This is a genomic window from Corallococcus interemptor, from assembly GCF_003668875.1.
Lineage (GTDB): Bacteria > Myxococcota > Myxococcia > Myxococcales > Myxococcaceae > Corallococcus > Corallococcus interemptor.
On sequence record NZ_RAWM01000142.1, the window covers coordinates 1 to 23017 of the forward strand.

The following is a 23017-nucleotide window of genomic DNA, read 5'->3' on the forward strand; positions in this document are numbered from 1 at the left end:
GGCCATGGGTGCGCGGGAGGGTAGCGGCCTCCCCGGGGCGCCCACAACCCGCGACATCGCGGGCGTGCAAGCCCTTGCGAAGGGCAGGGCGCCATGCGACGTCGCACGCCATGCGATTCACCCTGCACCGCGGCGTCAGCCTGGCCGTCCTCGCCTCCGCCCGCACGGAGGCCGACCACCACGAGGACCTGGGGTGCAGCATCCAGGGGCCGACCGCTCGCCCGGTGCGCCGCGCGCAGGTGCCGCTCAAGCGCCACATCGCCGCGCTGGGCCGCGAGGGCGCGCTGCGCGAGGCGGACGCGCTCATCCGCTGGCTGGAGGACACGCCCCGCTACGCCGCGCTCTGCCAGGGCACGAAGCGGCGCATGGGCCGGCGCGTGCTGCGCCAGGACATCCTCTTCCCGGATCCGCTGCTCCACCGCCCGCGCGTGCTGCACCTGCGCCAGGGCTCGCTGGGGCTGGATGTTCCGGTGCGCGCGAAGGACTGGCCGGCGGTGGCGGACCTGTTCGCGTCGCTCGCCCGGGGTGCGACGCGGGAGGACCTGCGCGCGCTGGGCACCGTGCCCGTCGTGGGCGAGCTGCTGGGCGACCTGTCACAGGCGGGGTGGCTGGTGCGCCACACGGGACCGGTGGACGTGCCGGGGCCGGGGGCCCTCTTCGTGGGGCACAACACGGTGCTGGTGTCGGGCAGGGAAGGGCGCGTGCTGGTGGATCCGTACTTCCGCCCCACGGGCGAGGTGGACCTGCCCGGCTATGGCTCCCTGCAGGCGGGGGACCTGGGCCGGGTGGACGCGGTGGTCATCACCCATTCGCACGGGGACCACTTCCACCTGGGCTCGCTGCTGCCCCTGCCTCGCGACACGCGCATCTTCGTGCCGGCGGTGGCGCGCGAGAGCCTCTTCTCCACGGACTGCGCGCTGCGGCTGAAGCAGCTGGGCTTCAGCCGCGTGGAGCCCCTGCGCTGGGGCGACTCACGGCAGGTGGGCGACGTGACGGTGCACGCGCTGCCCTTCCACGGCGAGCAGCCCACTGACGGCGAGGGGCCCCACGCGGACCTCTACAACGAGGGCAACACGTGGCTCGTGCGCTCGAAGGACTTCTCCGCCGCCTTCTTCGCGGACGCGGGCCATGACGTGCGCGGGGACATGGCCGCGGTGTGCCGCCGCGTGCGCAAGCAGCAGGGGCCGGTGGACGTGCTCTTCTGCGGCGTGCGCGGCTTCCGGCTGCCGCCCATCTTCTTCGGCTTCACCACGCTGGATGCGTTCCTGGTCAACGTGCCGCGCGACGCGCTCACCACGCCGCAGCGCTTGATGGCGGGCCCGGAGGAGGCGCTGCGCTACGGCGCGCTCCTGGGCGCGCGCTACGTGGTGCCCTGCGCGGACGGCGGCGCCCCCTGGTACTGGCGCGAGGGCATGGGCCCCCGCTACGCCGGCTATCCGGGCGAGCCCGTGGAGGGCGCGAGCAACATGGACGAGAACCCGGACGCGGATCCGTATCCGGAGCGGCTGGCGCAGGTGCGCAAGGAGCAGGGCGAGGGGCCCGAGGCGCTCCTCCTGCGGCCCGGCGAGGCCCTGCGCTGGCGCGGCGTCCGGAAGCCGGAGGTGCTGGGCACGCCGGGCTTCGAGTGGCCGTTCGGCAACTGGCGCGAGGCCGCGCCTCAGCCGCGTAAAGCTTCGCGGTCCCGCCAGAGGAAGACGAGGTAGAGCGCGGCCAGCGCGGCGAGGCACGCGAGCCCCACGTTCACGTTCCAGTGGATGACACGGCTGACGTTCCAGCCGTACGTGTCCACCAGGGCGCTGGGGTCGCTGAGGCCCGCGCCCTCGACGCGGCCGAAGGGGATGCGGTCCACGTTGGTGCGCGCGCCCCACCACATCTCGAAGCTGTCCATGAGCGCTGAAGCGCCAATGACGACGAAGCCCCAGCGCAGCTGATGCCGGTGGAGGTAGTGGCCCCTCGGCACGAAGAACGTGGCCATCAGCGCGGTTCCCAGCACCATCCGGCCCGCGTCGCCGCCGAAGTAGATGAGGGCCTGGGCCTGATCATGGTCGAGGCCGAACCTGCCCGCCCCGAGCGCCGCGAGCAGCACCGCGCCCACGCCCATCCACGCCCACCGGCGGCGCTTCCAGCCCTGCCACACGAGCGCGCCCAGGAGGCCCGACAGCAGCAGGACCATGAACGTCGAGCGCTCCGGCGACACGTGGGTCACCCACAGCGTGGGCGTGGCGCTGTAGCCGCAGAACCAGGCGGTGACGGCGTGCCCCAGCTCATGCACCGGCATGGTGAGGAAGGTGCGCAGCAGCATGTGGAAGAGGGGAGACTGGACCGCGAACCACGCGCCCACCAGCGCCACGGGGAGCACCGCCAGCCGCAGCCGCGCCTCCAGGGCGCCGTCGCCCAGCGCCTCTCCCGGGTGGAAGGTGATGCCCTCCGCGGAAGGCTCCGGCACGGCCTGCGCCGCGGCCAGGGGCGACACGAAGGTGGGGACGCTGTGGGCCTCCAGGGCCTCACGCAGCGCGGCCCGCTGGTCCTCGGCCTCTCGCTGCGCGGCCTCGCGGGCCTCGCGGTCGCGGGCTTCGGCCTGTTGGGCGGCGAAGCGCGCTTCGGCTCGCAGGTAGATGACGCCGCAGGCCGGACACTCGGGCCCGTCCACGCGGGGGGCGCCACAGCGGGGACAGGAGGCGGATGGGAGGCTCACGGTCCGCACACTCTAGGGGCGCCGGGAGCGCGGGACTAGAAGCCGTAGTCGCTGCTGTAGTCCGTGCCGAACAGGTCGATGCCCGTGACGCCCCACGAGTGCACGATGACGACGATGATCGTCTTGCGGAAGCGCGTGAGGTTCCAGTCGTTGATGGTCTGCTGCTGGATGCCCACGCTCATCGGCGAGCCGTAGCGCGCGGACTTCACCGCCGAGGGGAAGGTCTCGATGACCGTCGCGCGCTGCGCGACCTCCTTGCCGTCCTTGTCGATGAGGGTGGCGATGGCCTTGTACCTGCCCACCTGGATGTCTTCCTTGTTGGCGCGGACGTTCACCCGGTAGTGGCCCGCGGGGATGCCGGCCTCCTCGGAGTCGATGTAGACGAACGCCGCGTCCACGCCCTTCTCGTAGTCCGTGGCGGGGACCTTGTCGTAGCCCGCGATGCTCGTCGCCACGACGGTGGCCTTGTCCGTCGTGAGGGTGCCGATCTCCTCCTCGTTGAGCGCGACGCCCTGCTCCTTCGCGCCCTGCACCAGTTCGGTCTTGAGCTCGGTGCAGGCGGCCGAGGCGTACCGGGACTCGCCCGCGAAGGCGGAGCCGGAGAGGAGGAGGGCGGCAACGAGGGAGGAACGCACGAAACGGGAAGTGATCATGGGGGACGGGGAACCAATCTCCAGGAGGGGACCGCGGTCACGGATGCCACGGCAGTGCAGTGGTGATGCCAGGCCCTCACCCGGCCGCGTTCCACCCGGCTTCCGAGGGAAGGCCCTCGGAGGTGACAGGGCTTGAGCGGCGGGCTGCGGCACGCCGGGTTACGCACGAGGCCCGCGGATGACTTTCCGCGCTACAAGTCGTGCCCATGGCTCAGGAGCTGGATACCCGCACCCGGGGGCGGACCGCGCGGGGACGTCTGCGCGCACTGGACGCGTACCTCTGCCAGTTCGAGGCCACGCTCGTCACGCGCGCGGAAGGCCCGTGGGCCCGCGCCGTCTTCGTGGACGTAGGCTTCGGTGAGCACCCGTGGACCACGCTGGAGAGCGCCACCGCCTTGCGCGCGCTGAACCCCGAGCTGGCCATCGTGGGCGTGGAGCTGGACGCAGAGCGCGCCACCGCCGCCGCGCGGGAGCACTCGGACGCGCGCACGCACTTTCGCGAGGGCGGCTTCGCGCTGCCGCTGTCGCCGGACGAACCCGCCCGGCTGGTGCGCGCCATGAACCTGCTGCGCCAGGGGCCCCCGGAGCGCATCCCGGAGGCCCACCGCGCGATGTCGCGGCACCTGCTGCCCGGCGGGCTCCTGGTGGAAGGCTCCTCCGACACGGACGGCGCGGTGCTGGTGGCCCACCTGCTGCGCCGGACGCCGGACCGCGAGTCCCCCACGCGCGAGGGGCTGCTCTTCCACACCGACTTCTCCCGGGGCTTCGCGCCGCTGCTCCTGCGCGACTGGCTGCCTCGCGACCTGCGCCGCCGCGTCCGCCCGGGCGACCCCATGCACGCCTTCTTCCAGGCGTGGGAGGCGGCGTGGAAGGCCGCGCGCGCCCAGGGGCATACGGCGCCCCCGGACGCCTTCGCGGAGTCCGCCGTGCGGCTCGCGGGCATGACTCCAGGGGTCGCCACCGACGCGTGGCTCCTGACCCGGGGATGCCTGCGGTGGACCCCGCCTGGGGGCACTCCGGAGTGAGCCTGCCTACCCCTTGGGGATCCAATCGTTCAGGGGCCGGTCCCAAGCGTCGCCGGAAAAGGTATTCTGTCGCGAATTGAGCTTCCGGCGGCCCCCCGAATCGCCAGAGGCAGACGGCTCGACATGAACAGGCACCTTCTGACGCTTCTCACCGCGGGGCTGATGGCCAGCACCGCGGCCGCCGGTCCGTCGACCCCTGACCTCGGGGGCGCCCGCCCTTCGCAGCGCCCCCGCCGCCAATCCCGCCGTTCCCCCTCGCGCGCCCGCCGCGAGGCCGACCCCGCGAACCTGGAGCATGAGATGGAACAGGCCGCCTACTCCGATGAGGCCCCCGCGGCCGCCATCGCTGCCCGGCCCCCCGCGTTGCTGTTCTCCGCCAACTTCTACGGCACCCTGGCCGCCGCCCGCTGTCTGGGCCGCCACGGCGTGGACGTGACGGTGGCGGACACCGGCCGGCTGGGGCCGGCCAGCTATTCGCGCTTCGTCAGCCGCCGGGTGCAGTGCCCGCCGGAGTCCCAGCCGGAGGCCTTCCTCCAGTGGCTGGTGGACTTCGGCCTGCGCGAGCCCGTGAAGCACGTGCTCTACCCGACGAGCGACGAGCTGGCGTGGCTCATCTCCGCGCACCGCTCCAAGCTGGAGGACCTCTTCCACCTCTACGACCCGGGCGTGGACGCGGTGTACGGCCTGCTCAACAAGCGCCGCCTCTACGAAGTGGGCACGGAGGTGGGCCTGCACCTGCCGCGCACCTGGTTCCCCCAGTCCGAGGAGGACCTGGAGCAGGTGCGCCGCGAGGCGCGCTTCCCGGTGCTGCTCAAGCCCACCACGCAGATCCTCCACGCCACGCACCGCAAGGGGCAGCCGGTGGCGTCGCCGGAGGACCTGGCGCGCGAGTACCGCGAGTTCGCGCGCGACACGTACGCGCCCATGCTCGTGAAGTTCGACCCGGCCGTGGTGAACCCCATGGTGCAGGAGTTCCACCCGGAGGCGGCGGAGGGCATCTACAGCCTCTCCGGCTTCGTGGACGAGTCCGGCGAGCTCTTTGAAGCGCGCGCCGCGATGAAGGTCCTCCAGCGCCCGCGCCGCCTGGGCGTGGGCGTGTGCTTCGAGTCCGCGCCGCTGCGCCCGGACCTCGTCGCCGGGCTCACCCGGCTGTGCAAGAAGCTGGGCTACCACGGCGTCTTCGAGGTGGAGTTCATCCAGACGAAGGACTCGTACCTCCTCATCGACTTCAACCCGCGCTTCTACGGGCAGATGGGCTTCGACATCGCGCGGGGGCTGCCCCTGCCGCTGCTCGCGTACCACGCGGCCACCAGGGACCGGGACGCGCTCAAGCGCGCGGTGGAGGACGCTCGCGACGCCGCGGCGGCGCACGAGGACGCGGTGTTCTGCAACCGCATCGCGCTGGAGATGCTGCTCAACCTCCAGCGGCTGTCCGGCGCGCTGCCGGCGGACGAGGCCCGCCAGTGGCGCCAGTGGTTCAACACCCACAAGGCGACGGCGGTGGATCCGCTCATCGACCGGGACGACATGATGCCCGCGGCGGTGGAGCTGGCGACCATCTCCTACGGCGCCGCGCGCCACCCCCGCGCCTTTCTGCGGATGATGGTCTTCAACCGCTAGCCGGGCTTCACCCCGCGGCGCGGGACGCCGGAGGCACTGGATCATCGAAGGTGATCAGGTCCTCGTGCGTCTCCGCCCGGCGCAGCCGCCGCACCTTCCCGCCCTCCACGCCCACGATGGCCGGCTGCGGGAAGGAGAAGGACGTGCCGAAGGGCACGAAGTACGCGCCCGCGTCCATGATGGCCAGCGTGTCGCCCACCTTCAGCTCCGGCAGCCGCACCGCGTGGTACAGCGTGTCCGCCGGGGTGCAGATGGGGCCCACCACCGTGTACGCGCGGTGCGCGGGCGCGGACGGGCGCTCGACGTGGAAGAGCTGGTGGTACTCGTTGCGCACGCATTCGGCGTGGTTGATGCCCATGTCCAGCACCGCCCACGTCCGCTCGCCGCCCTCCTTGAGCGCGTGCACGCGGCCCAGCAGGAGCTGCGTGTTGCCCGTCATCGCGCGGCCCGGCTCCAGGAAGATGCGCGGGCGCTTGCGGCCCTGCTTCGCGTAGTGCGCCTCCACCTGGGACACCACCTTCGCCACGTACCGCTCGATGGAGAGCGCCGCCGCGGGGTCCGGCGCGGGCAGGTCGCGCTGGAAGGTGAGGTTGAGCCGCCAGTCGCGCTGCTCGATGTGCTCCACCGTCGGCGTGCAGAGGCTGCCGCCCAGGTCCAGCACCTCCAAATCCAGGCCCAGCTCGCGGTGCAGCTCGTCCGCGAAGTCCAGCACCCCGCCGACGAAGCCCTCCAGCTCCGCTTCGGTGCGGATCAGCTCACCCCGGTGCGCGTGCAGGCCCACCACGTCCAGGTTGCCCAGGGCGAGCGCCTGCCGGTACGCCGCCATCGCCTGGCCTCCCGCGATGGGCGTGCCGAACTGCGACGTCCAGCCCGACATCGTCGTCACCCGCACGGCCACGCGCGGGCGCTTGCCCACTTCCGCCGCGTGGCGTGAGAAGACGTCCAATTCCTCGCGGTGGTTCGCGGCCAGCAGTCCGATGCCCCGGGTGATGGACTCGCGGATGGACGCGTCCGACTTCACCGGGCCGTTGTAGACGATGCGCTCCGGCGCCACGCCCAGCTTGAGCGCGAGCCACAGCTCATAGGCGGAAATCACTTCCGCGCCCACGCCGCGCGCGTGCAGCGCGGACAGCACCCCCGGAATGGGGTTGGTCTTGTACGAGTAGTACACCTCGCAGCCGCCCGCCGCGCCCGGGGGCACCGCCTGGAACGCGTCCGCGTTGCGGTGCAGCGCCGCCAGGTGCACCACGTGCAGCGGCGAGCCGTACTCGCTGACGAGCTTCGACAGCGACACGCCCTCCAGGAAGAGGCCCTCGCCGGCGCGCGACTCCAGGCCCCACGTCTGTGGGGGCAGGAAGGCGCGCGCGGGGGCCATCGCGCGCTGCATGACGGGGCCCAGGGTCTGCTTCAACTGGCGCTTGGCGGTTCCAACGAGACGACGACGCAGGCTCACGGGGAGAGGCCCTTTCAGGAAACGCTTCAAGGCAGCTTCAGGGGGAGGTAGCGCGTGAGGCCGAAGCGGCCCTTCAGCGCGCGCGTGGCCATCTGCAGGAGCCGGTACTCCAGCTCGCCGTGCTCGCGCCGGTACTTGTTGTGGATGATGGCGTTGGACTCCGCCACGGACTTCTCCACCTTCGCGCCCGTCTTGCCCAGGTCGTTCATCAGGGACGGCTTGCCCACGCGGTAGTTGAGGATGGGCCGGTTCACGTAGACGTGGCCGTAGCGGCGGATGCCGCGCATGTAGAAGTCCACGTCCTCGTAGACGGGGATGTTCGGGTCGAACCCGCCCAGGGGCTGGAAGTATTCGCGGCGCAGCATGCACGCGGAGTTCACGTACAGCGTGCCCAGGAACAGGATGTGCGCCACCGTCCACGCGCTGCTGGGCGTGGTGGCCCCCACCTTCGCCACGCGCTCGAAGTAGCTGCTCTTGTCCTCCAGCCACTCGGGGTCCTCGCTGAAGGGCACCACCCAGCCCACCGCGACGCCCGCGTCCGGCCGCGCGTCCAGCGCCGTCACCATGGCCTTGAGCGCGCCCTCCGCGAGCGTGTCGTCGTCATCCAGGAAGTGCAGGTAGCGGCCCTTCGCCAGCGTGGCGCCGTGGTTGCGCACCAGCGCGGGGCGGCCCTTGGATGGCACCTCCTGCTTGAAGTAGCGCACGCGCGCATCGCCCATGCCCTGCACCGCGTCGCGGGCGGTGCCCTCCGGCGAGTCGTCCAGGACGATGACCTCCACCTGGACGCCTTCTTGACGCAGCGCGGAGTGGATGGCCTCCACCACTTCCTTCTCGCGCTTGTACGTGGGCATCACCACCGAGACGTCGACTGAGGACATAGGCCCCGGTTTATACCGGTGGCGCCCCACGACTGAGAAGCCAGCGGGACCGCCGCCACGCCTGGGGCAGGGAGCCCCCGCCCTGTGTCCGGTGTTACCCGCCCGCTGTCCGGGGAAGCGAACGCGGGCGCGGCCTTCGCGGTTTCTCTGAAGTTTCTACGGCCCCTTCAGGGGGCGGACCGGAAAAATCTGCGCGGGATCGCGACAGATTTGCCGCACCGTGGCCGCCTGCCCGCGTGCTTTTCAGTAGCTGGCGACAGCGAAATCGAACGCGTCCAGGTCATCCCCGGCGTCGTCCGCGGCATCGCGGGGGAGGGCGTCGTCCTCCTCGGAGAACGCGTCCCCCAGGAGGAGACCGTCGGTCTCGTCCGGGTCCAGCGGCAGCCATCCAGGGTGCAGTTCCTCGCGGGCCATGTGCGTTCGTCCTCTTCCGCAAGTGGGTACGGCTCCAGCCGGGGACTTGCAGTCGTTGTGCCACTTCTGGATACGGAACGATCGTCGCTCACGGGTCGTTTCCGACGGCGGGTGGGTCGCCGGACGGGCAGGCATGGCTTGACGCGGGGGCCTGGGGCCGACAGGAAGGGAACACCGATGGCCGTCCTGCTGGCACATGAAATCGAAACCCCGCGTCCGTGCAGCTACCTGCCGGAGCGGGAGGCGTCCCTGGAGACGCTGGTGATGCGCAACGTGACGACCGAGGAGTACGAGCACCTGCTGGTGCGCGGGTGGCGCCGCTTCGGCCCGCAGTACTTCCGGCCCGCGTGCGCGTCCTGCAACGAATGCGTGTCCCTGCGCGTGCCGGTGGCGGGCTTCACGCCCAACCGCAGCCAGCGCCGGGCCCGGGCCGCGTGTGCGCACCTGCGCGTGGAGGTGGGCCCGCCGCGCGTGGATGAGGAGCGCCTGGCGCTGTACCGCGCGTGGCACGCGGAGCGGGAGGCGTCGCGTGAATGGGAGTCGTCCGAGCTGGGGGCGCGCGAGTACGCGATCCAGTTCGCCTTCCCGCACCCGTCCGCGCGCGAGGTGGCCTGGTACGACGACAGCGACCCGGCGGGCCCGAAGCTGGTGGGCCTGGGCCTGTGCGACGAGACGCCCCACGCCTGGAGCGCGGTGTACTTCTTCTACGACCCGGCCTACGCGCGGCTGTCCCTGGGCAAGGCCAGCGTCCTGTTCCAGGTGGAGCTGGCGCGCGAGCGGGGCATCCCCTACGTGTACCTGGGCTACCGGGTGCTGGCGTGCGACTCGCTGCGCTACAAGGCCGGCTTCCGTCCGCACGAGCTGCTGGAGGGCCGCCCCGCGCTGGACGCGAAGCCGGAGTGGCGCGCCGCGGCTGACGCGCCAGAAGCCCCGGCTGACGCCCTGGCTGACGCGCCAGAGTCCGTCAGGAGCCGCTGAGCAGCGCCGCGTCGAAGAAGTCGCGCAGGTGGCGCGCGTACTCCTCCGGGGCCTTCTTCGCGTACTCGCCGTGGTGCGCGCCGGGCACGACCCAGTAGGACTTGGGCTCGCACGCGGTCTGGAACAGCGCGTCCTGGAGGAACGCGGGTGCGTACTCGTCGACGTCGCCGTTGATCAGCAGGAGCGGCCGGCCCTTCAGGTCACACAGGTGCTTCATGGGGTCCACCGCGTCCACGTCCACGCCGGACATCCGCAGCGTCCACAGCACCGGCTGCACGCTCAGCGGTCCCCACTTGCCGTAGCTGTAGCGCGTGTCCGCCTCCAGTGACGGGTACGCGCCCGCGGTGGCCACCGCCTTGAGGCGGGGATCCTCCAGCGCCCCGAGCATCGCGGTGGTGCCTCCCATGGAGAAGCCCAGCACGCCCAGCCGTGACGGATCCACGTCGTCCCGCAGGGAGAGGAAGTCCACCGCCGCGCGCAGGTCCTGGCGCTCACGGTCGCCCCACGTCACCAGGTCGCCCTCGCTCTCGCCGTGGCCCCGCGAGTCGAAGAGCAGCACGCCGTAGCCCGCGCGGGAGAGCACCTCCGCTTCGAAGAGCATCTGCGTGCGGTTCTCCGCGAAGCCGTGCATCACCACCACCGCCGCGCGGTTGCGCGACGGCAGGTACCAGCCGCGCAGCGTCAGCCCGTCACGCGTGCGCAGCTCCACGTCCGTGCGCCCCGCGAGCGCGCCCTCCGCGACCGGCTTCAGCGGCTGGCGCGCCGGGTGCAAGACAGCCTGCGCGGTGCGCACGTTGCGGTACGCGATGACGGCCACCACCGCGAGCACGCCCAGCAGGGCGAGCGCGAAGACACGGGCGGGACGGGGACGGATGGGGATTTTCACGAGGATGAATTGTGAGTCTATACCCGGAATCCGGTCCTCGCGTCTGGATGGGATTGGATCCCCTGGAACGGGCTGGACCCGCAGGGTCTCAAGGGATGTTTCAAGACCGCGCTGGAGATCCACCGGCGCGACGCTGTTCAACTCTCTCCAGAGTGGCGGGCCCGGGTGGCCTCCGCTACCTATCGCAAGGTGCGTGGGTTATTGATCAACGAGCAACGCCAGGGGTGGGCCCGCCGGACGCTTGCGCGCAGGGCGGGAATGTAGAAATCGTTTCTTACCGGGAATCCCAGACATTGGAACTGCAGGCGTTGCAAGAGATGGCGGTTCCGGCAACCGGGCGGCGGCGCGTGTTGTTCACGCTCGTCTTCATGGGGACGGGCGGCATCGAGCGCTCGGTGTGCAATGTGCTGGCGGGCCTGGACCGGACGCGGTTCGAACCCTCGCTGTACTTCCACCATGGGCCGCCGCCGCCGGACACGCGCGGCCGCATCCCCTCGGACGTGCCCATCTCCTGGGGCGTGGGCGTGGAGGCGTACCGGCGCTGGGAGCTGCCGAGGATGTTCTGGCGGCTGTTCCACGAGGCGCGCAAGGCGGACATCATCGTCTCCGGGCAGGAGGGCCGGGCGGCCCTGCTGGCGCGGATGGCGGGTGCCCTCCTGGGCAAGCCGGTGTTGGGGATGGTGCACTTCGACTGGGGGGCCTTCCACCGCGAGCAGCCGAAGCGCCAGCTTTGGGGCCTGAAGGTGCTCTACCCGGGCATGGACCGCATCGTGGCGTGCGGCTACGACTCCGCCAGGGCGTTCGCGGAGCTGGTGAACGTGGATCGCGACCGGCTGGAGGTCATCCCCAACTTCGTGGACGCGGAGCGGATCCGCGCGGCGGCGGACGCTCCCCTGCCCGAGTGGGCGGTGCCGGTGTTCCAGAAGCCGGTGGTCATCGCCGTAGGCCGGCTGGAGCCGCAGAAGTCCTTCGACATGCTCATCCGCGCGCACGCCCGGATGCGGGCGGCCGGGACGGACACCCACCTGCTCATCCTGGGCGTGGGCTCGCAGGAGGCGGAGCTCAAGGCGCTGGTGACGGAACTCGGGGTAGGGGACTCCGTGTTCATGCCAGGCTACGCGGACAACCCGCACGCGCTGATGCGGCGGGCCACGGCGTTCGCCCTGTCCTCGCGCTTCGAGGGGCTGCCCATGGTGCTGCTGGAGGCGCTCGCGCTGGGCTGCCCCATCGTCAGCACGGACTGCCCCTCCGGCCCCTCGGAGGCCCTGGACGGGGGGCGGGCGGGGGTGCTGGTGCCCATGGGGGACGACGCGGCCATGGCCCATGCCCTGGGGCGCGTGGTGACGGACGCCACGTGGCGCGAGGAGCTGCGCCGCCGGGCCCTCGGACGGGCGGACGAGTTGTCCGCTGAACGGGCGCTCAAGGCCTGGGAGTTGCTGCTGGCGGAGGTCTGACACGAGGGGGGCAGGAAAACCTTGCTCCCCTGGTTCAGCTTCCCAGAGGATTCGCACCATCATGACGACGACGAACGAGACGCAGGGCCTCAATTTCCTCCAGGAAGTGGTTGAGGAGGACCGGCGGACGGGAAAGCACGGTGGACGCGTGCACACCCGCTTCCCGCCCGAGCCCAACGGCTACCTCCACATCGGCCACGCCAAGTCCATCGTGCTGAACTTCGGGCTGGCGCAGCAGTATGGCGGCAAGTGCAACCTGCGCCTCGACGACACCAACCCGCTCACCGAGGACACCGACTACGTGGAGTCCATCCAGCGCGACGTGCGCTGGCTCGGGTTCGACTGGGATGACCGGCGCTTCTTCGCGTCCGACTACTTCGACCGGCTCTACGACTTCGCGGAGCAGCTGATCAAGCAGGGCCAGGCCTACGTGTGCAGCCTGTCGCCGGAGGAGATCTCCCAGTACCGCGGCAACTTCACCACGCCGGGCAAGGACAGCCCGTACCGCACGCGCACGGTGGAGGAGAACCTGGACCTGTTCCGCCGGATGAAGGCGGGCGAGTTCCCGGACGGCAAGCACACGCTGCGCGCCAAGATCGACATGACGTCGTCGAACCCCGTGCTGCGCGACCCGCCCATCTACCGCATCCGGCACGCGCACCACCACCGCACGGGCGACAAGTGGTGCATCTACCCGCTCTACGACTTCGCGCACTGCCTGTCGGACGCGATTGAAGGCATCACGCACTCCGTCTGTACGCTGGAGTTCGAGAACCGCCGCGTGCTGTACGACTGGATCGTCGACGCGCTGATCAAGGGCGACCGGCCGTACCAGTACGAGTTCGCGCGGCTGAACCTCACGTACACGGTGATGAGCAAGCGCAAGCTGCTCCAGCTGGTGCAGGAGAAGCGCGTCTCCGGCTGGGATGATCCGCGCATGCTGACCATCAGCGGCCTGCGCCGCCGGGGCTACACGCCCGCGTCGCTGCGAGACTTCGCGAAGCGCATTGGCGTGAGCAAGTCCGACAGCCTCATCGACATGGGCGTGCTGGAGCTGTCCGTCCGGGACGACCTCAACGAGACGGCGCCGCGCGCCATGGCCGTCCTGCGCCCGCTCAAGGTGGTGCTGGAGAACTACCCGGAGGGCCAGACGGAGGAGCTGGAGACGGCGAACCACCCGAAGCGCGAGGACATGGGCACGCGCAAGGTGCCGTTCATGCGCGAGCTCTACATCGAGGCGGACGACTTCCAGGAGGTGCCGGAGAAGGGCTTCTTCCGCCTGGCGCCGGGCAAGGAGGTCCGCCTGCGCTCCGCGTACTTCATCAAGTGCGAGAAGGTCATCAAGGACGCGGCGGGCAACATCACGGAGCTGCGCTGCACCTACGACCCGGCCACGCGCGGTGGTGACTCGCCGGATGGCCGCAAGGTGAAGGGCACGCTGCACTGGGTGCCGGGCAACGCGCCCGTGGCGCAGGTGCGGCTGTTCGATCGGCTCTTCTCGGTGGAGGCGCCGGACAAGGACGAGACGAAGGACTTCAAGGAGTTCCTCAACCCGAACAGCCTGGAGACGCTTTCGAACGCGCGCGTGGAGCCGATGCTCGCGGACGCGAAGCCGGGCGACCGCTTCCAGTTCGAGCGCCTGGGCTACTTCTGCGCGGATCCGGTGGACTCCAAGCCGGGCGCGCCCGTCTTCAACCGCACCGTGACGCTGAAGGACTCGTGGGTGAAGGAGCAGAAGAAGTAGGGCGCTTCTTGCCGCGCTGATGCTTCATGGGAGCAGCAGGCCCAGGGACTCCAGCGCGGCGCAGCGTCCACCGCGCCAGACCGTCTCCGTGGTGGAGGGCGTGTTCCAGGTGAGCACCGGTCCGCCCGGCGAGTAGGGCAGCCAGGTGGGGATGGGCGTGCCGGTGCGGGCCAGGCTTCCCCACGCGGCCTGCACGTACTGGGACAGCGTCGCGTCGTCGGGCGTGGGCGTGGTGCCCACCGCGTCGAAGTGGCCGAAGAGGTAGACGATGTCCGTCCCGTGCGTGGCGCCCAGCGGGGAGAGGGCCCCGTTGGGGAGGGCCCGGGCGAACCGGTAGAGGTACGCGTTGGCCGTGCCGGTGGTGGCGCTCGCGGTGGCCAGGCGCTGCGCGGGACATGCGAACGACAGGTCCGTGCCCAGGGCGATGGCCGCTTCGCGCTCACGCGCTGGCGCCGGCTGGTAGAGCGCGGTGAGCTCTGCCTTGCGCTGCCCCGCGCCAAGGGCATCCACGTAGCGGCCGAAGTCGCCCGCGTTGCCCACGACGCCCAGGGCGTCCATCACGAAGCTCAGCTCGTCGTCGTTGGCGCCCACCAGCACCGGCACGTCGCCGCTGCCCGCCAACACCCGCGCGAGCGGCCGGCCCTTCAACACGACGCCGTCCACCACCGGCAGCGTGGGCAGCAGGGGAAGGCCGAGCTCCATCACCGGCGGCAGCCGGGCCTGGGCGGCGAGCACCTCCGCGGGCGTCCTTGCGCGCAGACACGCGGCGATGTCGCCCTGCGTGCAGCCCAGGAGGATGGCGGCCTGGACGCCCACGGCGTACGCGGATGGGAAGGCGCCCGTGGCCTGCTCCTTCTCCAGCACGGGCCGGTAGGTGCCGGACTGGATGGCGGCGCGGTGGAAGCGGCCCTGGGCGGGCTCGGCGGCCAGCAGCGTCGTCACGCTGATGGCGCCCGCGGACTCCCCGGCGATCATCACGCGCGCCGGGTCCCCGCCGAAGGCCGCGATGTTGCGGCGCACCCAGTCCAGCGCGGCGATCTGATCCCGCAGGCCCCAGTTGCCGGTGCCGGAGTCCGGCGCCGCGAGCTGTGGCAGCGCGAGGAAGCCCAGCAGCCCCAGCCGGTAGTTGAAGGACACCACGACCAGGTCCTCGGTCCAGGCCAGCTGCGCGGCGTCGTACCAGCTCTCGCCCGCGTGGCCTTCCACGTAGCCACCGCCGTGGATCCACACGAGCACCGCGTGGGCGCCGGGCCTGTTGGGGGACCAGACGTTGAGGCGAAGGCAGTCCTCGGAGGGCGTCGGGACCCCGGCCTTCGTCTGGGGACAGGGTGGGCCGAAGGCCGTGGTGGTGAGGGGCTGCGTCCAGCGCGTGGGGCGTGCGGGTGGGGCCCAGCGCCGGGGGCCGGTTGGAGGCGCCGCGTAGGGGATGCCCTTGAAGACCTTCAGCCCGTTGATGATCTCCCCCACCACGGGGCCGTCGTCGGTCGTCACCTGGACCGGTGGGTTGACGAAGGCGCCACTCGTGATGGGGGCGGGGAGCTCGTCCGGCGGAGACTCGGGGGCCGTGCAGCCCCAGAGCAGGAGGACGGTCAGAAGCCACGGGGCGCGAGCGAAGGGCAGGGGCATGGTCACGGAAGAAAGAGGGGCATCCTGTCCCGCCCAGTGGGGTGATGGCGAGCCCCGGCGCCGCTGCGCAACCTCCACATCACCCACACGTACCACGTGCTGAAGGTGTGCTTCGCGGGCGTGCTGGGGGAGGTGGCTCAGTCCTGGTGCGGCTTCTCCACCTGGGCGTCGAAGACGGCGGGGACCTTCATCCGCAAGGAGATGGTGGAACTGCCGGACCGGACGCTGCGGCTATGAGCGGGGCGGCGCTTCGCGGGTCATCTCCACCATGGTGGGGCGCCAGCCCAGCCGCGTGAACAGCCGCTGCGCGGATTCGTTCTTCGCGGCGGTGCTGAGCACGACGCGCGGCGCGCCCATCTCCGTGAGCCGCTGCACCATGGCCTCCGCCAGCAGCCGCCCGGTGCCGGTGCCGCGCGCCTTCTCCTCCACCCAGATGTCGTGCAGGGCGCCGTGCTTGTCGAGGAGCATGTTCCAGTCCACGCCCTCCAGCCGGCCGTAGCAGTAGCCCACGGCTTCACCGTCCAGGTCGGCCACGAGCACCACGGCCTCCTGTGGACGGCGCGCCTCCTTGCCCAGCCACCAGCGATAGCCGGACTCCACGTCGTCCGGGAGCATGAAGCGCTGGGCGTCGAAGCCGTGGTGCTGGCGCGCGAGCGCCGCGCCCATGCGGCCCAGCGCGGGCGCGTCCGAGTCCTTCGCGGGGCGGATGGTGACGGGCATGCGTCCTCCTGAGAGCGGGTGGCCACCCCAGGTTGCGCACCGCTGCCCGCGTCTGTCGAAGCCTTCCGGAGGAAAATGCTCAGCCGGCCACGCGGGACGGCGGGCGGGCGTCCGCTACCGGGCCTTCGCGCGCATCTGGGGCGCCGTGCGCTTGTCGTCGCGCAGCCCGGAGCGGGCCAGCTCCAGGAGGCCCCAGCCGGCCACGAGCGCGAACACCGCGCCCACCGCCGTCACGATGTAGTTCGCGAGCCCCGTGTCACCACACTGGAGGCAGGCCACGGACGGATCCGCCGGCTCGTAGTGCAGCGTCACCGGCGCGCCCGTCACGTAGTGGCGCGACACCGCCTGCGCGTCCGCGAGCCCGCCTGCGCCATGGCCGTCGAAGGCCACCGTGTCGGAGGTGTACGGGACGCCGTTCACCTCGTAGCGGTAGCTCACCTCCGGGCGGAAGCTCACCGCGCGCTTGCTGCGCAGCGTCTCCACGCGGGAGGACACCACGGTGCCCTGCACGGTGGGCCAGTCCCTGCTCACCTTCGAGCGGTACACCATCCGGCCGCCCGCGAACGCCAGCGCCACGCCGATGCCCAGCAGGGCCAGCCCCATCAGCCACTTCATCATCGTTCGAGTCCTTGCCTGCCTCCCACCGCGCTGCCTGGGGCGGAGAGGGCGAATCCGGCTTGGATTTGCAGCCACCGGGCCAGGGCCTTCCACCCGGAGGCATGGGGCTGCGGCGCGGGGCAGATTTCCCCACGGGGGGCAATTCGCCCCAGTAGAGTCGGGGTCTCCATGTCCGCACTCGCCCAAGAGCTCGAAGTGGCCCGGCGCATCGCGCGCCAGGCTGGTGACATCCTCCTGCAGGTCTACGCCACCGACTTCTCCGTCACGGACAAGGCCGGCGGCGCAGGGCCCGTCACGGTGGCGGACGAGCGGGCCAACGCCTTCATCGTCGGCGAGCTGCGCAAGGCCTTCCCGGCGGACGGCGTGGTGGCGGAGGAGAAGGAGGACGTCTCCGACGCGAAGCGCTTCAGCCGCTGCTGGTTCGTGGATCCGCTCGACGGCACGCAGGAGTTCGTGAACCGCAACGGCGAGTTCGCCATCCACATCGGCCTGGCGGTGGAGGGCCGGGCGGCGCTGGGCGTCGTCTACCGCGCGGTGGGGGACGTGCTGTACTCCGGCATCGTGGGCGAGCAGGGCTCCGTGGAGGACCCCCAGGGCCGCCGCGCGCTGCGCGTGTCGGACGTGGCGGATCCGGCGCAGCTGCGGCTCGTGACGTCACGCTCGCACCGCTCGAAGACGACGGACGCGGTGGTGCGGGGGCTGGGCATCACGAAGGAGACGGAGTCCGGTTCGGTGGGCCTCAAGTGCGGCCTCTTGGCGGAGGCCCGCTGCGACCTCTACGTGCACGTGAGCGACAAGAGCTACCGCTGGGACAACTGCGCGCCGGAGGCCGTCATCCGCTCCGCGGGCGGCGTGCTCACGGACCTGGCCGGCAACGCGTACCTGTATGACGGCTCGGAGCTGCAGAACCGCCGGGGCCTGCTCGCGTGCAACGCCGCCGCGTTCGACAAGGTGCTGCCCGTCGCCTCGCAGGTGGCCCGCGAAGCGGGGCTCTTGAAGTAGTCAGCGCGACCCGGCCGCGCGGCGCAATTCACCGTACAGCCGCGCGAGGTCCGGGAGCTGGTAGCTGGCGTTGAGCCCGCTGGGATTGGGCAGCACCCACAGCCGCGTGTCGCCCAGCGTCTCCTCCTGCGGTCCGAAGCTCGCCTTCGGCCGCGCGAAGGCGGTGCGGTACGCGCCCAGCCCCAGCACCGCGAGGTACTTCGGGCGGTAGCGCTTCACCTTGCGCAAGAGCGACTTCGCCCCTTCGGCGTACTCGTGCGGCTCCAGCATGTCCGCGCTCGCCGTGGCCCGGTCCACCACGTTGGTGATGCCCAGCCCCAGCGCCAAGAGCTCCTCCTGCTCCGAGGGCAGCAGGCGGCGCGGCGTGAAGCCCGACGCGTGCAGCGAGGGCCAGAAGCGGTTGCCCGGCCGCGCGAAGTGCACCCCCACCACCGCCGAGTAGAGGCTGGGGTTGATGCCGCAGAAGAGCACCCGCAGGTCCGCTGCCAGGAGGTCCGGCATGGTGCGGCCGGTGGCGGCGAACAGCTCGTCCTTCGTGGGGCGGTGGAGCTTCATGGAGTGGGAGACCCGGCCCCGAACCTAGCGGGTCGGGTGCCGCCTCGCACGGGGACACACCTGGACGCAGGCCGGGCAGGGGAGGGGACGGATGCCTTTCCCCGGCGACAGCACCCGGCCAGCACGGGCAGAGTGCCGCCTCGTGTCTGATTCGAATCCGTCCGCGTCCTTCCGGCTGACGCCCAGGCACTGGGCCGCGCTGGCCGTGAGCGTGCTGCCGCTGGTCCTCTACGCGTTCTCCAGCCGCGAGGGCGACCTGCCGCTCTACTTCCGGACGGCGCGCGCGTTCCTGGACGGCGCGGTCCCCAACCGCGACTTCCGCTTCGAGTACCCGCCCTACGCGCTCCTGTGGTTCGTGCCCGCGACGTGGGCGGGTGGAGACCTGCGCGGCTTCGTCCTCGCGTTTGGACTCCAGCTCACGCTCTTCGACGCGTTCATCAAGTGGCTGCTCCTGTCCGAAGGCGTGCGCCGCTGGGGCACGTCCTGGCGCGCGTGGGCGCCGCTGGGCGCGTACTTCGTCGTCAGCTGGATCCAGAGCGTCCACTACCTCAAGCGCTACGACCTCATCCCCGCCGCGTTGGCGCTGGCCGCGCTGGTGGCCCTGATGCGCGGGCGCGAGGGCTGGGCGGGCGCGGCGCTCGCGGTGGGCACCGTCACCAAGCTGTACCCCGCCGTGCTCGTGCCGGTGGCCCTGGCCGTGGCCTGGCGCCGGGGCTCGAAGCCGACGCGGGCGCTCGTCACCGGGCTTGTCGCGGGCGTGCTGCCGCTGGTGCCGCTGAGCCTCGTGTGGCCGTGGTGGCAGTTCGCGTCCTTCCACGTCGAGCGAGGGCTCCAGGTGGAGGCCTTCAGCGCCGGCCTGCTCTGGGCCGCGCACCAGCTGGGCCTTGCCGACGTGCAGTGGGTCCACGCTCCGGCCTCCTACGAGCTGCACGGCGCGGCCGCTGAGACCGTCCGCGCCATCACCCGCCAGGTGTGGGTCGCGGGCTCGCTGCTGGCCGCGGCGGTGTCCGTTCGCGCGGCGTGGCGCAGGCCTCCGGTGCAGGTGGAGGACGTGGCCCGGCTGGCGCTGGTGCCGCTCACGGCGTTCGTCATCCTCAACCCCGTGCTGAGCCCGCAGTACCTCATCTGGCTCACCGGGGCCGCCGCGCTCGCGCTGCTCTCCGGCGCGGTGGGGCCGTCCGTGGTGCTGCTGGTGGCCGCGGCCATCACCCGGGGCCTCTTCGCGGGCAGCACCTATCGAACCGGCTGGCAGCCGTCATTCACGCTGCTGCTGCTCGCGCGCAACGCGATGGTGCTCTTCGCGGGGCTCGCCTGGGCCCGCGAGCTGTGGCGGTGGGGAAGCCCGGGCGCCGCTCCGCTCCCGGGACCAAAGGACGCACCCCTGCGGACACCGCGGGCCTGAAGCCCGGCTGCCTGCTCCGCGAGGCACCCCTGGCCGGTGCGAAGCCCAGGGCTCGTGGTTAGAAGGAAGGCATGGCCCGTCCGGTGAACGTGAACGCCCTGCTGCCCATCGAGGCGGAGTTCCAGCGCGAGCGCGCCTCCGGGCTGCGCCGCTCCGGTGACAAGCTGGAGGACGCGCTCGCCCAGGTGGCCCAGGCGGAGAAGGAGCTGCGCGCCCTGCACGGCGTGGCGCGCGTGGAGCGCTACGCGGCGTACCGCGCGCTGTGGAAGGAAGCGGAGCGGCTGCGCTGGAACCTCACCGTGCAGCGCGAGGCCTGCGGCCTGCGCAACCACCGCGACCTGGACGTCGTCTACCCGATGCCGCCCCTGCTCAGGGAGTGACGTCCGGCTGTTCACCGCTTCACGGTGCGGAGCGCCACGCGGCCACGGCGAAGAGCGCCCAGCCCGCGAGGAAGCCCAGGCCGCCCAGCGGCGTGATGGCGCCCAGCACTCGCACGCCGGACAGGGCCAGCGCGTACAGGCTGCCGGAGAACAGGACGATGCCCGCGAGCATCGCCCAGCCCGCGGACTCCAGGAGCGCCGAGGGGCGCACCGTGCCGAAGAGGCCCACGGCCACCAGCGCGAGCGCGTGGTACATGTGGTAGCGCGCACCGGTTTCGAAGATGACCTGCAGGTCCTGCGGGAGCCGGGACTTCAGCGCATGCGCCCCGAAGGCGCCCGCACCCACGGACAGGAAAGCGTTCACCGCGCCCACCACGATCCACCACCGCATCATCGAGTGCCTTTCTTCGCGCGCTTGACTGCGGCACGCTACACCGCGCTTCACGGCAGCGTCCTGGTTGAACACGCCACCCGCCCCAGCCGCGCCCCTATCCGCGATGACGACTTCTTCATCCTTCCAGCAGACCCCGTCGATTCCCTTCGAGCTGCGCCAGTCCACCATCCAGGGCACGGGCGCCTTCGCCACCCGCCGCATCCGCAAGGGCGCGCGCATCATCGAGTACATCGGTGAGCGCATCACCCAGGCGGAGGCGGACGTGCGCTACGACGACGAGTCGATGGAGCGCCACCACACGTTCCTCTTCAACCTGGACAACGACACGGTGCTGGACGCGGGGACGCTTCACAACGAGTCGCGCTACATCAACCACTCGTGCGAGCCCAACTGTCAGTCCCTCATCGACAAGGGCCACATCCACATCTACGCGCTGCGCACCATCGAACCGGGGGAGGAGCTGACGTACGACTACGCGTACGAGCGCACCCCGGAGATGGACGCGGAAGCGGAAGCCCTCTACGTCTGCCGCTGTGGCACGCCCTTGTGCCGGGGCACCATCCTCGCCCCGGAGAAGAAGGCCCCCGCGCGGCGCAAGAAGGCCGCGTCGAAGTCCAAGCCGACCTCCAAGGCGAAGTCCGGCTCGAAGTCCAAGCCAGCCTCCAAGGCCAAGTCCGCCAAGAAGTCGAAGGCCGCGCCGCCGGCCGCCGCGAAGAAGAAGCGGGGCACCCAGCGGGCGAAGTCGCCGGGCCGCGGCCGCCGCGCCGCGAGCTGAAGGACGCCACGACAGGCGCGCGCTCGCTGGGGCCGGGCATTAGACTGGAAGCGTGAAAGACGTCCTGCGCTTCCTGCTCACCGAGGCCCCTGACTCTCCCGCGCTCGACTCCGTGGAGGCCTGGTGGCGCCGGCACCTCGCGGTGGTGCCGCGCTTCCCGGTGCCCGCGGACCAGGCGCTCGCGAGCGGCTTCCGGATGGACCGGATGGGGTTCGCGTTCGCCTCCGGCTACCAGGCCGCGCTGCGCTCCCTCTTCCCCCAGCTTCCAAAGGACCAGCGCGCCGCGCTCTGTGCCACGGAGAACGGCGGAGGGCACCCCAGCGCCATGGAGACGAAGCTCACGCCGAAGGGCGCGGGCTTCACGCTCGATGGCATGAAGACGTACGTGACGCTGGGCACGCACGCGGAGGTGCTGCTGGTGGTCGCCTCCGAGGGCCGCGACGCCCAGGAGCGCAACCGCCTGCGAATGGTGCGCCTGGACGCGAGAAAGCCCGGAGTCACGGTGGAGCCGCTGCCGCCCCTGGGCTTCGTGCCGGAGGTGCCGCACGCGGCGCTGCGCCTGGAGGGCGTGGAGGTGGCGCCGGAGGACGTGCTGCCCGGGGATGGCTACACGCGCTACCTGAAGCCGTTCCGCACGGTGGAGGACTGCCACGTCAACCTGGCGGTGCTGGGGTGGCTGCTGAAGGTGGCCCGCCGGTGCGGCTGGCCGGTGGCGCTGCGCGAGGAGCTGGTGTCCGTCGCGGTGATGATCCGCGCGCTGGCGCTGGAGGACCCCAGCGACCCGGCCGTGCACGTGGCGCTGGGCGGCGCGCTCACGCAGGTGCACCGCGCGCTGGAGCGCTGCGAGGTGGCCTGGGAGGGCGTGGACGTGGAGATGCGCGAGCGGTGGCAGCGCGACCGGCGCATCCTCGACCTGGCGTCCAAGGTGCGCGCGAAGCGGCTGGAGGTCGCGCGCCAGCGGCTGGCCGGCGGCCTGGGCGAGGACTGACGTTCAGGGAAAAGCGAGGCCCGCGAGGGGAGGGGCCTGAAGCCTCCTCCACCACGCGGGCCTGGGATGCTACGGGGAGTTCTTCAGTACCGGCCGCCGCCCAGCGCGGAGACGGCGGCGGACAGGATGCGGTTCTCCACGCCCCAGACGGCCTTGTTCATGCCCTTCACGCCCGCGCCGCGCATGTAGTCCGTGAAGTCGTGCAGGGCGGTGGAGCGCTGCATGCGCTCCGTCTTGGCCGCGTAGAGCAGCGGCGTGTTCGGCGCGCCCGTGAGGCCCAGGTCGGGGCAGGCCTCGGAGAGCGCCGCGCGGTCGATGCCCGTCACCGCGGACAGCATCGCCACGGTGAAGTGGTGCACCGGCAGCTCGCGGGCGTTGGGCACGCGCTCCAGCACCTTCGCGCGCGTCGCCGGGTCGGTCGCCAGCTGGGGCAGCGTCACCCGGGACATCTCCAAAATCTGCTCGTTGGTGACGTGCTTGTTGTCCAGGATGGCCCGGTCGAACAGGCTCTGCGGCGTGTCACCCTTGATGGTGATGTTCACGTCGGAGAGGCGCTGGCGCATGGTCTGGATGGCGCGCCCCACCTCCGTGTTGGCACCGCCGCGCCACGAGCCCGGCGTCGCCTGCACCGGCGCCGCCGTCGCGCGGGTGCGCGCCAGCTCCGCGCGGTTGAGCACGTCCGCGCGTGACGCCTCCGTGACCTGGTTGGCCCGGGCGGGCTGGGCGGCCGTCGCCTGCGTGCGGGCCGGGGCGACGG

General features: G+C 71.5%; 24 protein-coding genes. 12 read left to right on the plus strand and 12 right to left on the minus strand.

Translation table 11 applies throughout. The features are described 5' to 3' along the window. Positions 1–110 precede the first annotated feature (110 nt). Positions 111–1703 (plus strand): MBL fold metallo-hydrolase, encoded by a 1593-nt coding sequence (locus tag D7X96_RS33060; protein ID WP_121771551.1) that lies wholly within the window; start codon positions 111–113, stop codon positions 1701–1703. Here the strand turns inward: D7X96_RS33060 and D7X96_RS33065 are convergent. After that, positions 1658–2695, minus strand: a complete 1038-nt coding sequence (locus D7X96_RS33065; protein ID WP_121771552.1) for a hypothetical protein — start codon at positions 2693–2695, stop codon at positions 1658–1660. The two genes, D7X96_RS33060 and D7X96_RS33065, sit on opposite strands and share 46 nt — an antisense overlap. 35 nt (positions 2696–2730) lie before the next feature. Beyond that, a complete protein-coding gene (locus tag D7X96_RS33070) occupies positions 2731–3330 on the minus strand; it encodes a hypothetical protein (RefSeq protein WP_147468450.1) in 600 nt (199 codons plus the stop codon). A gap of 224 nt (positions 3331–3554) precedes the next feature. On the opposite strand from D7X96_RS33070, the gene D7X96_RS33075 reads away from it, so the two are divergent. Next, the gene (locus tag D7X96_RS33075) at positions 3555–4373 is read left to right on the plus strand and encodes a methylase (RefSeq protein WP_120553123.1); all 819 of its coding nucleotides are present in this window, start codon (positions 3555–3557) and stop codon (positions 4371–4373) included. 300 nt (positions 4374–4673) lie between these two features. Next, a complete protein-coding gene (locus tag D7X96_RS33080) occupies positions 4674–5993 on the plus strand; it encodes a carboxylate--amine ligase (RefSeq protein WP_199747141.1) in 1320 nt (439 codons plus the stop codon). 7 nt (positions 5994–6000) lie between these two features. Here the strand turns inward: D7X96_RS33080 and D7X96_RS33085 are convergent, their stop codons facing one another. The 3 genes from D7X96_RS33085 to D7X96_RS40130 form a co-directional block, all read right to left on the minus strand. Continuing rightward, a complete protein-coding gene (locus tag D7X96_RS33085; RefSeq protein ID WP_120552961.1) occupies positions 6001–7446 on the minus strand; it encodes a type III PLP-dependent enzyme domain-containing protein in 1446 nt (481 codons plus the stop codon). Positions 7447–7472: 26 nt separating this feature from the next. Continuing rightward, positions 7473–8324 (minus strand): glycosyltransferase family 2 protein, encoded by an 852-nt coding sequence (locus D7X96_RS33090; protein WP_121771553.1) that lies wholly within the window; start codon positions 8322–8324, stop codon positions 7473–7475. 243 nt (positions 8325–8567) lie between these two features. Continuing rightward, on the minus strand, positions 8568–8738 hold the full coding sequence (locus D7X96_RS40130; RefSeq protein WP_158616340.1) for a hypothetical protein: 171 nt from the start codon (positions 8736–8738) through the stop codon (positions 8568–8570). Between the two features lie 177 nt (positions 8739–8915). Here D7X96_RS40130 and D7X96_RS33095 point away from each other — a divergent pair, with 177 nt between their 5' ends. Next, positions 8916–9716, plus strand: coding sequence for an arginyltransferase (locus tag D7X96_RS33095; RefSeq protein WP_120552959.1), 801 nt, complete (start codon positions 8916–8918; stop codon positions 9714–9716). On the opposite strand, the gene D7X96_RS33100 is transcribed toward D7X96_RS33095, so the two are convergent. Beyond that, positions 9703–10602 (minus strand): alpha/beta hydrolase, encoded by a 900-nt coding sequence (locus D7X96_RS33100; RefSeq protein WP_121771554.1) that lies wholly within the window; start codon positions 10600–10602, stop codon positions 9703–9705. The two genes, D7X96_RS33095 and D7X96_RS33100, sit on opposite strands and share 14 nt — an antisense overlap. 317 nt (positions 10603–10919) lie before the next feature. On the opposite strand from D7X96_RS33100, the gene D7X96_RS33105 reads away from it, so the two are divergent. Then, on the plus strand, positions 10920–12056 hold the full coding sequence (locus D7X96_RS33105; RefSeq protein WP_121771555.1) for a glycosyltransferase: 1137 nt from the start codon (positions 10920–10922) through the stop codon (positions 12054–12056). 61 nt (positions 12057–12117) lie between these two features. Continuing rightward, complete coding sequence (locus D7X96_RS33110) at positions 12118–13800, plus strand: glutamine--tRNA ligase/YqeY domain fusion protein (RefSeq protein ID WP_120548819.1); 1683 nt, start codon at positions 12118–12120, stop codon at positions 13798–13800. A gap of 24 nt (positions 13801–13824) precedes the next feature. Here D7X96_RS33110 and D7X96_RS33115 read toward each other — a convergent pair whose 3' ends face one another. After that, on the minus strand, positions 13825–15426 hold the full coding sequence (locus D7X96_RS33115) for a carboxylesterase/lipase family protein (RefSeq protein WP_121771556.1): 1602 nt from the start codon (positions 15424–15426) through the stop codon (positions 13825–13827). Positions 15427–15522: 96 nt separating this feature from the next. Here D7X96_RS33115 and D7X96_RS40135 point away from each other — a divergent pair, with 96 nt between their 5' ends. After that, complete coding sequence (locus D7X96_RS40135) at positions 15523–15663, plus strand: hypothetical protein (protein ID WP_158616223.1); 141 nt, start codon at positions 15523–15525, stop codon at positions 15661–15663. Here D7X96_RS40135 and D7X96_RS33120 read toward each other — a convergent pair. Then, a complete protein-coding gene (locus tag D7X96_RS33120) occupies positions 15658–16146 on the minus strand; it encodes a GNAT family N-acetyltransferase (protein ID WP_120548821.1) in 489 nt (162 codons plus the stop codon). The two genes, D7X96_RS40135 and D7X96_RS33120, sit on opposite strands and share 6 nt — an antisense overlap. Positions 16147–16260: 114 nt before the next feature. Next, positions 16261–16764: a DUF3592 domain-containing protein gene (locus D7X96_RS33125; protein ID WP_120548822.1), complete on the minus strand. Its 504-nt coding sequence runs from the start codon at positions 16762–16764 to the stop codon at positions 16261–16263. Positions 16765–16932: 168 nt separating this feature from the next. On the opposite strand from D7X96_RS33125, the gene D7X96_RS33130 reads away from it, so the two are divergent. Continuing rightward, positions 16933–17766 carry a 3'(2'),5'-bisphosphate nucleotidase CysQ family protein gene (locus D7X96_RS33130; protein WP_121724999.1) on the plus strand — a complete coding sequence of 278 codons (834 nt, stop codon included), beginning with the start codon at positions 16933–16935 and terminating at the stop codon, positions 17764–17766. Here D7X96_RS33130 and mug read toward each other — a convergent pair whose 3' ends face one another. Beyond that, a complete protein-coding gene (mug, locus tag D7X96_RS33135) occupies positions 17767–18267 on the minus strand; it encodes a G/U mismatch-specific DNA glycosylase (RefSeq protein ID WP_121771560.1) in 501 nt (166 codons plus the stop codon). Between the two features lie 196 nt (positions 18268–18463). Between mug and D7X96_RS33140 the strand changes: the two genes are divergently transcribed. Together D7X96_RS33140 and D7X96_RS33145 are read left to right on the plus strand one after the other, a co-directional pair. Then, positions 18464–19723, plus strand: a complete 1260-nt coding sequence (locus D7X96_RS33140) for a glycosyltransferase 87 family protein (RefSeq protein WP_244219807.1) — start codon at positions 18464–18466, stop codon at positions 19721–19723. Positions 19724–19794: 71 nt separating this feature from the next. Continuing rightward, positions 19795–20103, plus strand: a complete 309-nt coding sequence (locus tag D7X96_RS33145; RefSeq protein ID WP_121771558.1) for a hypothetical protein — start codon at positions 19795–19797, stop codon at positions 20101–20103. A 19-nt stretch (positions 20104–20122) separates the two neighbouring features. Here the strand turns inward: D7X96_RS33145 and D7X96_RS33150 are convergent, their stop codons facing one another. Next, entirely contained in the window at positions 20123–20497 is a 375-nt protein-coding gene (locus D7X96_RS33150; protein WP_120548826.1) for a DUF423 domain-containing protein, read from the minus strand. A gap of 103 nt (positions 20498–20600) precedes the next feature. Here D7X96_RS33150 and D7X96_RS33155 point away from each other — a divergent pair, with 103 nt between their 5' ends. Both D7X96_RS33155 and D7X96_RS33160 read left to right on the plus strand, forming a co-directional pair. Then, complete coding sequence (locus tag D7X96_RS33155) at positions 20601–21272, plus strand: SET domain-containing protein (RefSeq protein WP_121771559.1); 672 nt, start codon at positions 20601–20603, stop codon at positions 21270–21272. A 52-nt stretch (positions 21273–21324) separates the two neighbouring features. Further along, complete coding sequence (locus D7X96_RS33160) at positions 21325–22260, plus strand: acyl-CoA dehydrogenase family protein (protein ID WP_120548828.1); 936 nt, start codon at positions 21325–21327, stop codon at positions 22258–22260. An 83-nt stretch (positions 22261–22343) separates the two neighbouring features. Here D7X96_RS33160 and D7X96_RS33165 read toward each other — a convergent pair. Then, positions 22344–23017: hypothetical protein (locus D7X96_RS33165; protein ID WP_244219808.1), on the minus strand; the 674-nt coding region annotated here is incomplete at its 5' end.

Excerpts from the sequence above, each read along its gene's own strand:
- D7X96_RS40130 (WP_158616340.1), bottom strand. The coding sequence starts at position 8,738 with ATGGCCCGCGAGGAACTGCACCCTGGATGGCTGCCGCTGGACCCGGAC.
- D7X96_RS33130 (WP_121724999.1), top strand. The coding sequence starts at position 16,933 with ATGTCCGCACTCGCCCAAGAGCTCGAAGTGGCCCGGCGCATCGCGCGC.
- D7X96_RS33080 (WP_199747141.1), top strand. The coding sequence starts at position 4,674 with ATGGAACAGGCCGCCTACTCCGATGAGGCCCCCGCGGCCGCCATCGCT.
- D7X96_RS33090 (WP_121771553.1), bottom strand. The coding sequence starts at position 8,324 with ATGTCCTCAGTCGACGTCTCGGTGGTGATGCCCACGTACAAGCGCGAG.
- D7X96_RS33110 (WP_120548819.1), top strand. The coding sequence starts at position 12,118 with ATGACGACGACGAACGAGACGCAGGGCCTCAATTTCCTCCAGGAAGTG.
- D7X96_RS33150 (WP_120548826.1), bottom strand. The coding sequence starts at position 20,497 with ATGATGCGGTGGTGGATCGTGGTGGGCGCGGTGAACGCTTTCCTGTCC.
- D7X96_RS33125 (WP_120548822.1), bottom strand. The coding sequence starts at position 16,764 with ATGATGAAGTGGCTGATGGGGCTGGCCCTGCTGGGCATCGGCGTGGCG.
- D7X96_RS33145 (WP_121771558.1), top strand. The coding sequence starts at position 19,795 with ATGGCCCGTCCGGTGAACGTGAACGCCCTGCTGCCCATCGAGGCGGAG.
- D7X96_RS33155 (WP_121771559.1), top strand. The coding sequence starts at position 20,601 with ATGACGACTTCTTCATCCTTCCAGCAGACCCCGTCGATTCCCTTCGAG.
- D7X96_RS33095 (WP_120552959.1), top strand. The coding sequence starts at position 8,916 with ATGGCCGTCCTGCTGGCACATGAAATCGAAACCCCGCGTCCGTGCAGC.
- mug (WP_121771560.1), bottom strand. The coding sequence starts at position 18,267 with ATGCCGGACCTCCTGGCAGCGGACCTGCGGGTGCTCTTCTGCGGCATC.
- D7X96_RS33120 (WP_120548821.1), bottom strand. The coding sequence starts at position 16,146 with ATGCCCGTCACCATCCGCCCCGCGAAGGACTCGGACGCGCCCGCGCTG.
- D7X96_RS33115 (WP_121771556.1), bottom strand. The coding sequence starts at position 15,426 with ATGCCCCTGCCCTTCGCTCGCGCCCCGTGGCTTCTGACCGTCCTCCTG.
- D7X96_RS33075 (WP_120553123.1), top strand. The coding sequence starts at position 3,555 with ATGGCTCAGGAGCTGGATACCCGCACCCGGGGGCGGACCGCGCGGGGA.
- D7X96_RS33060 (WP_121771551.1), top strand. The coding sequence starts at position 111 with ATGCGATTCACCCTGCACCGCGGCGTCAGCCTGGCCGTCCTCGCCTCC.
- D7X96_RS33105 (WP_121771555.1), top strand. The coding sequence starts at position 10,920 with ATGGCGGTTCCGGCAACCGGGCGGCGGCGCGTGTTGTTCACGCTCGTC.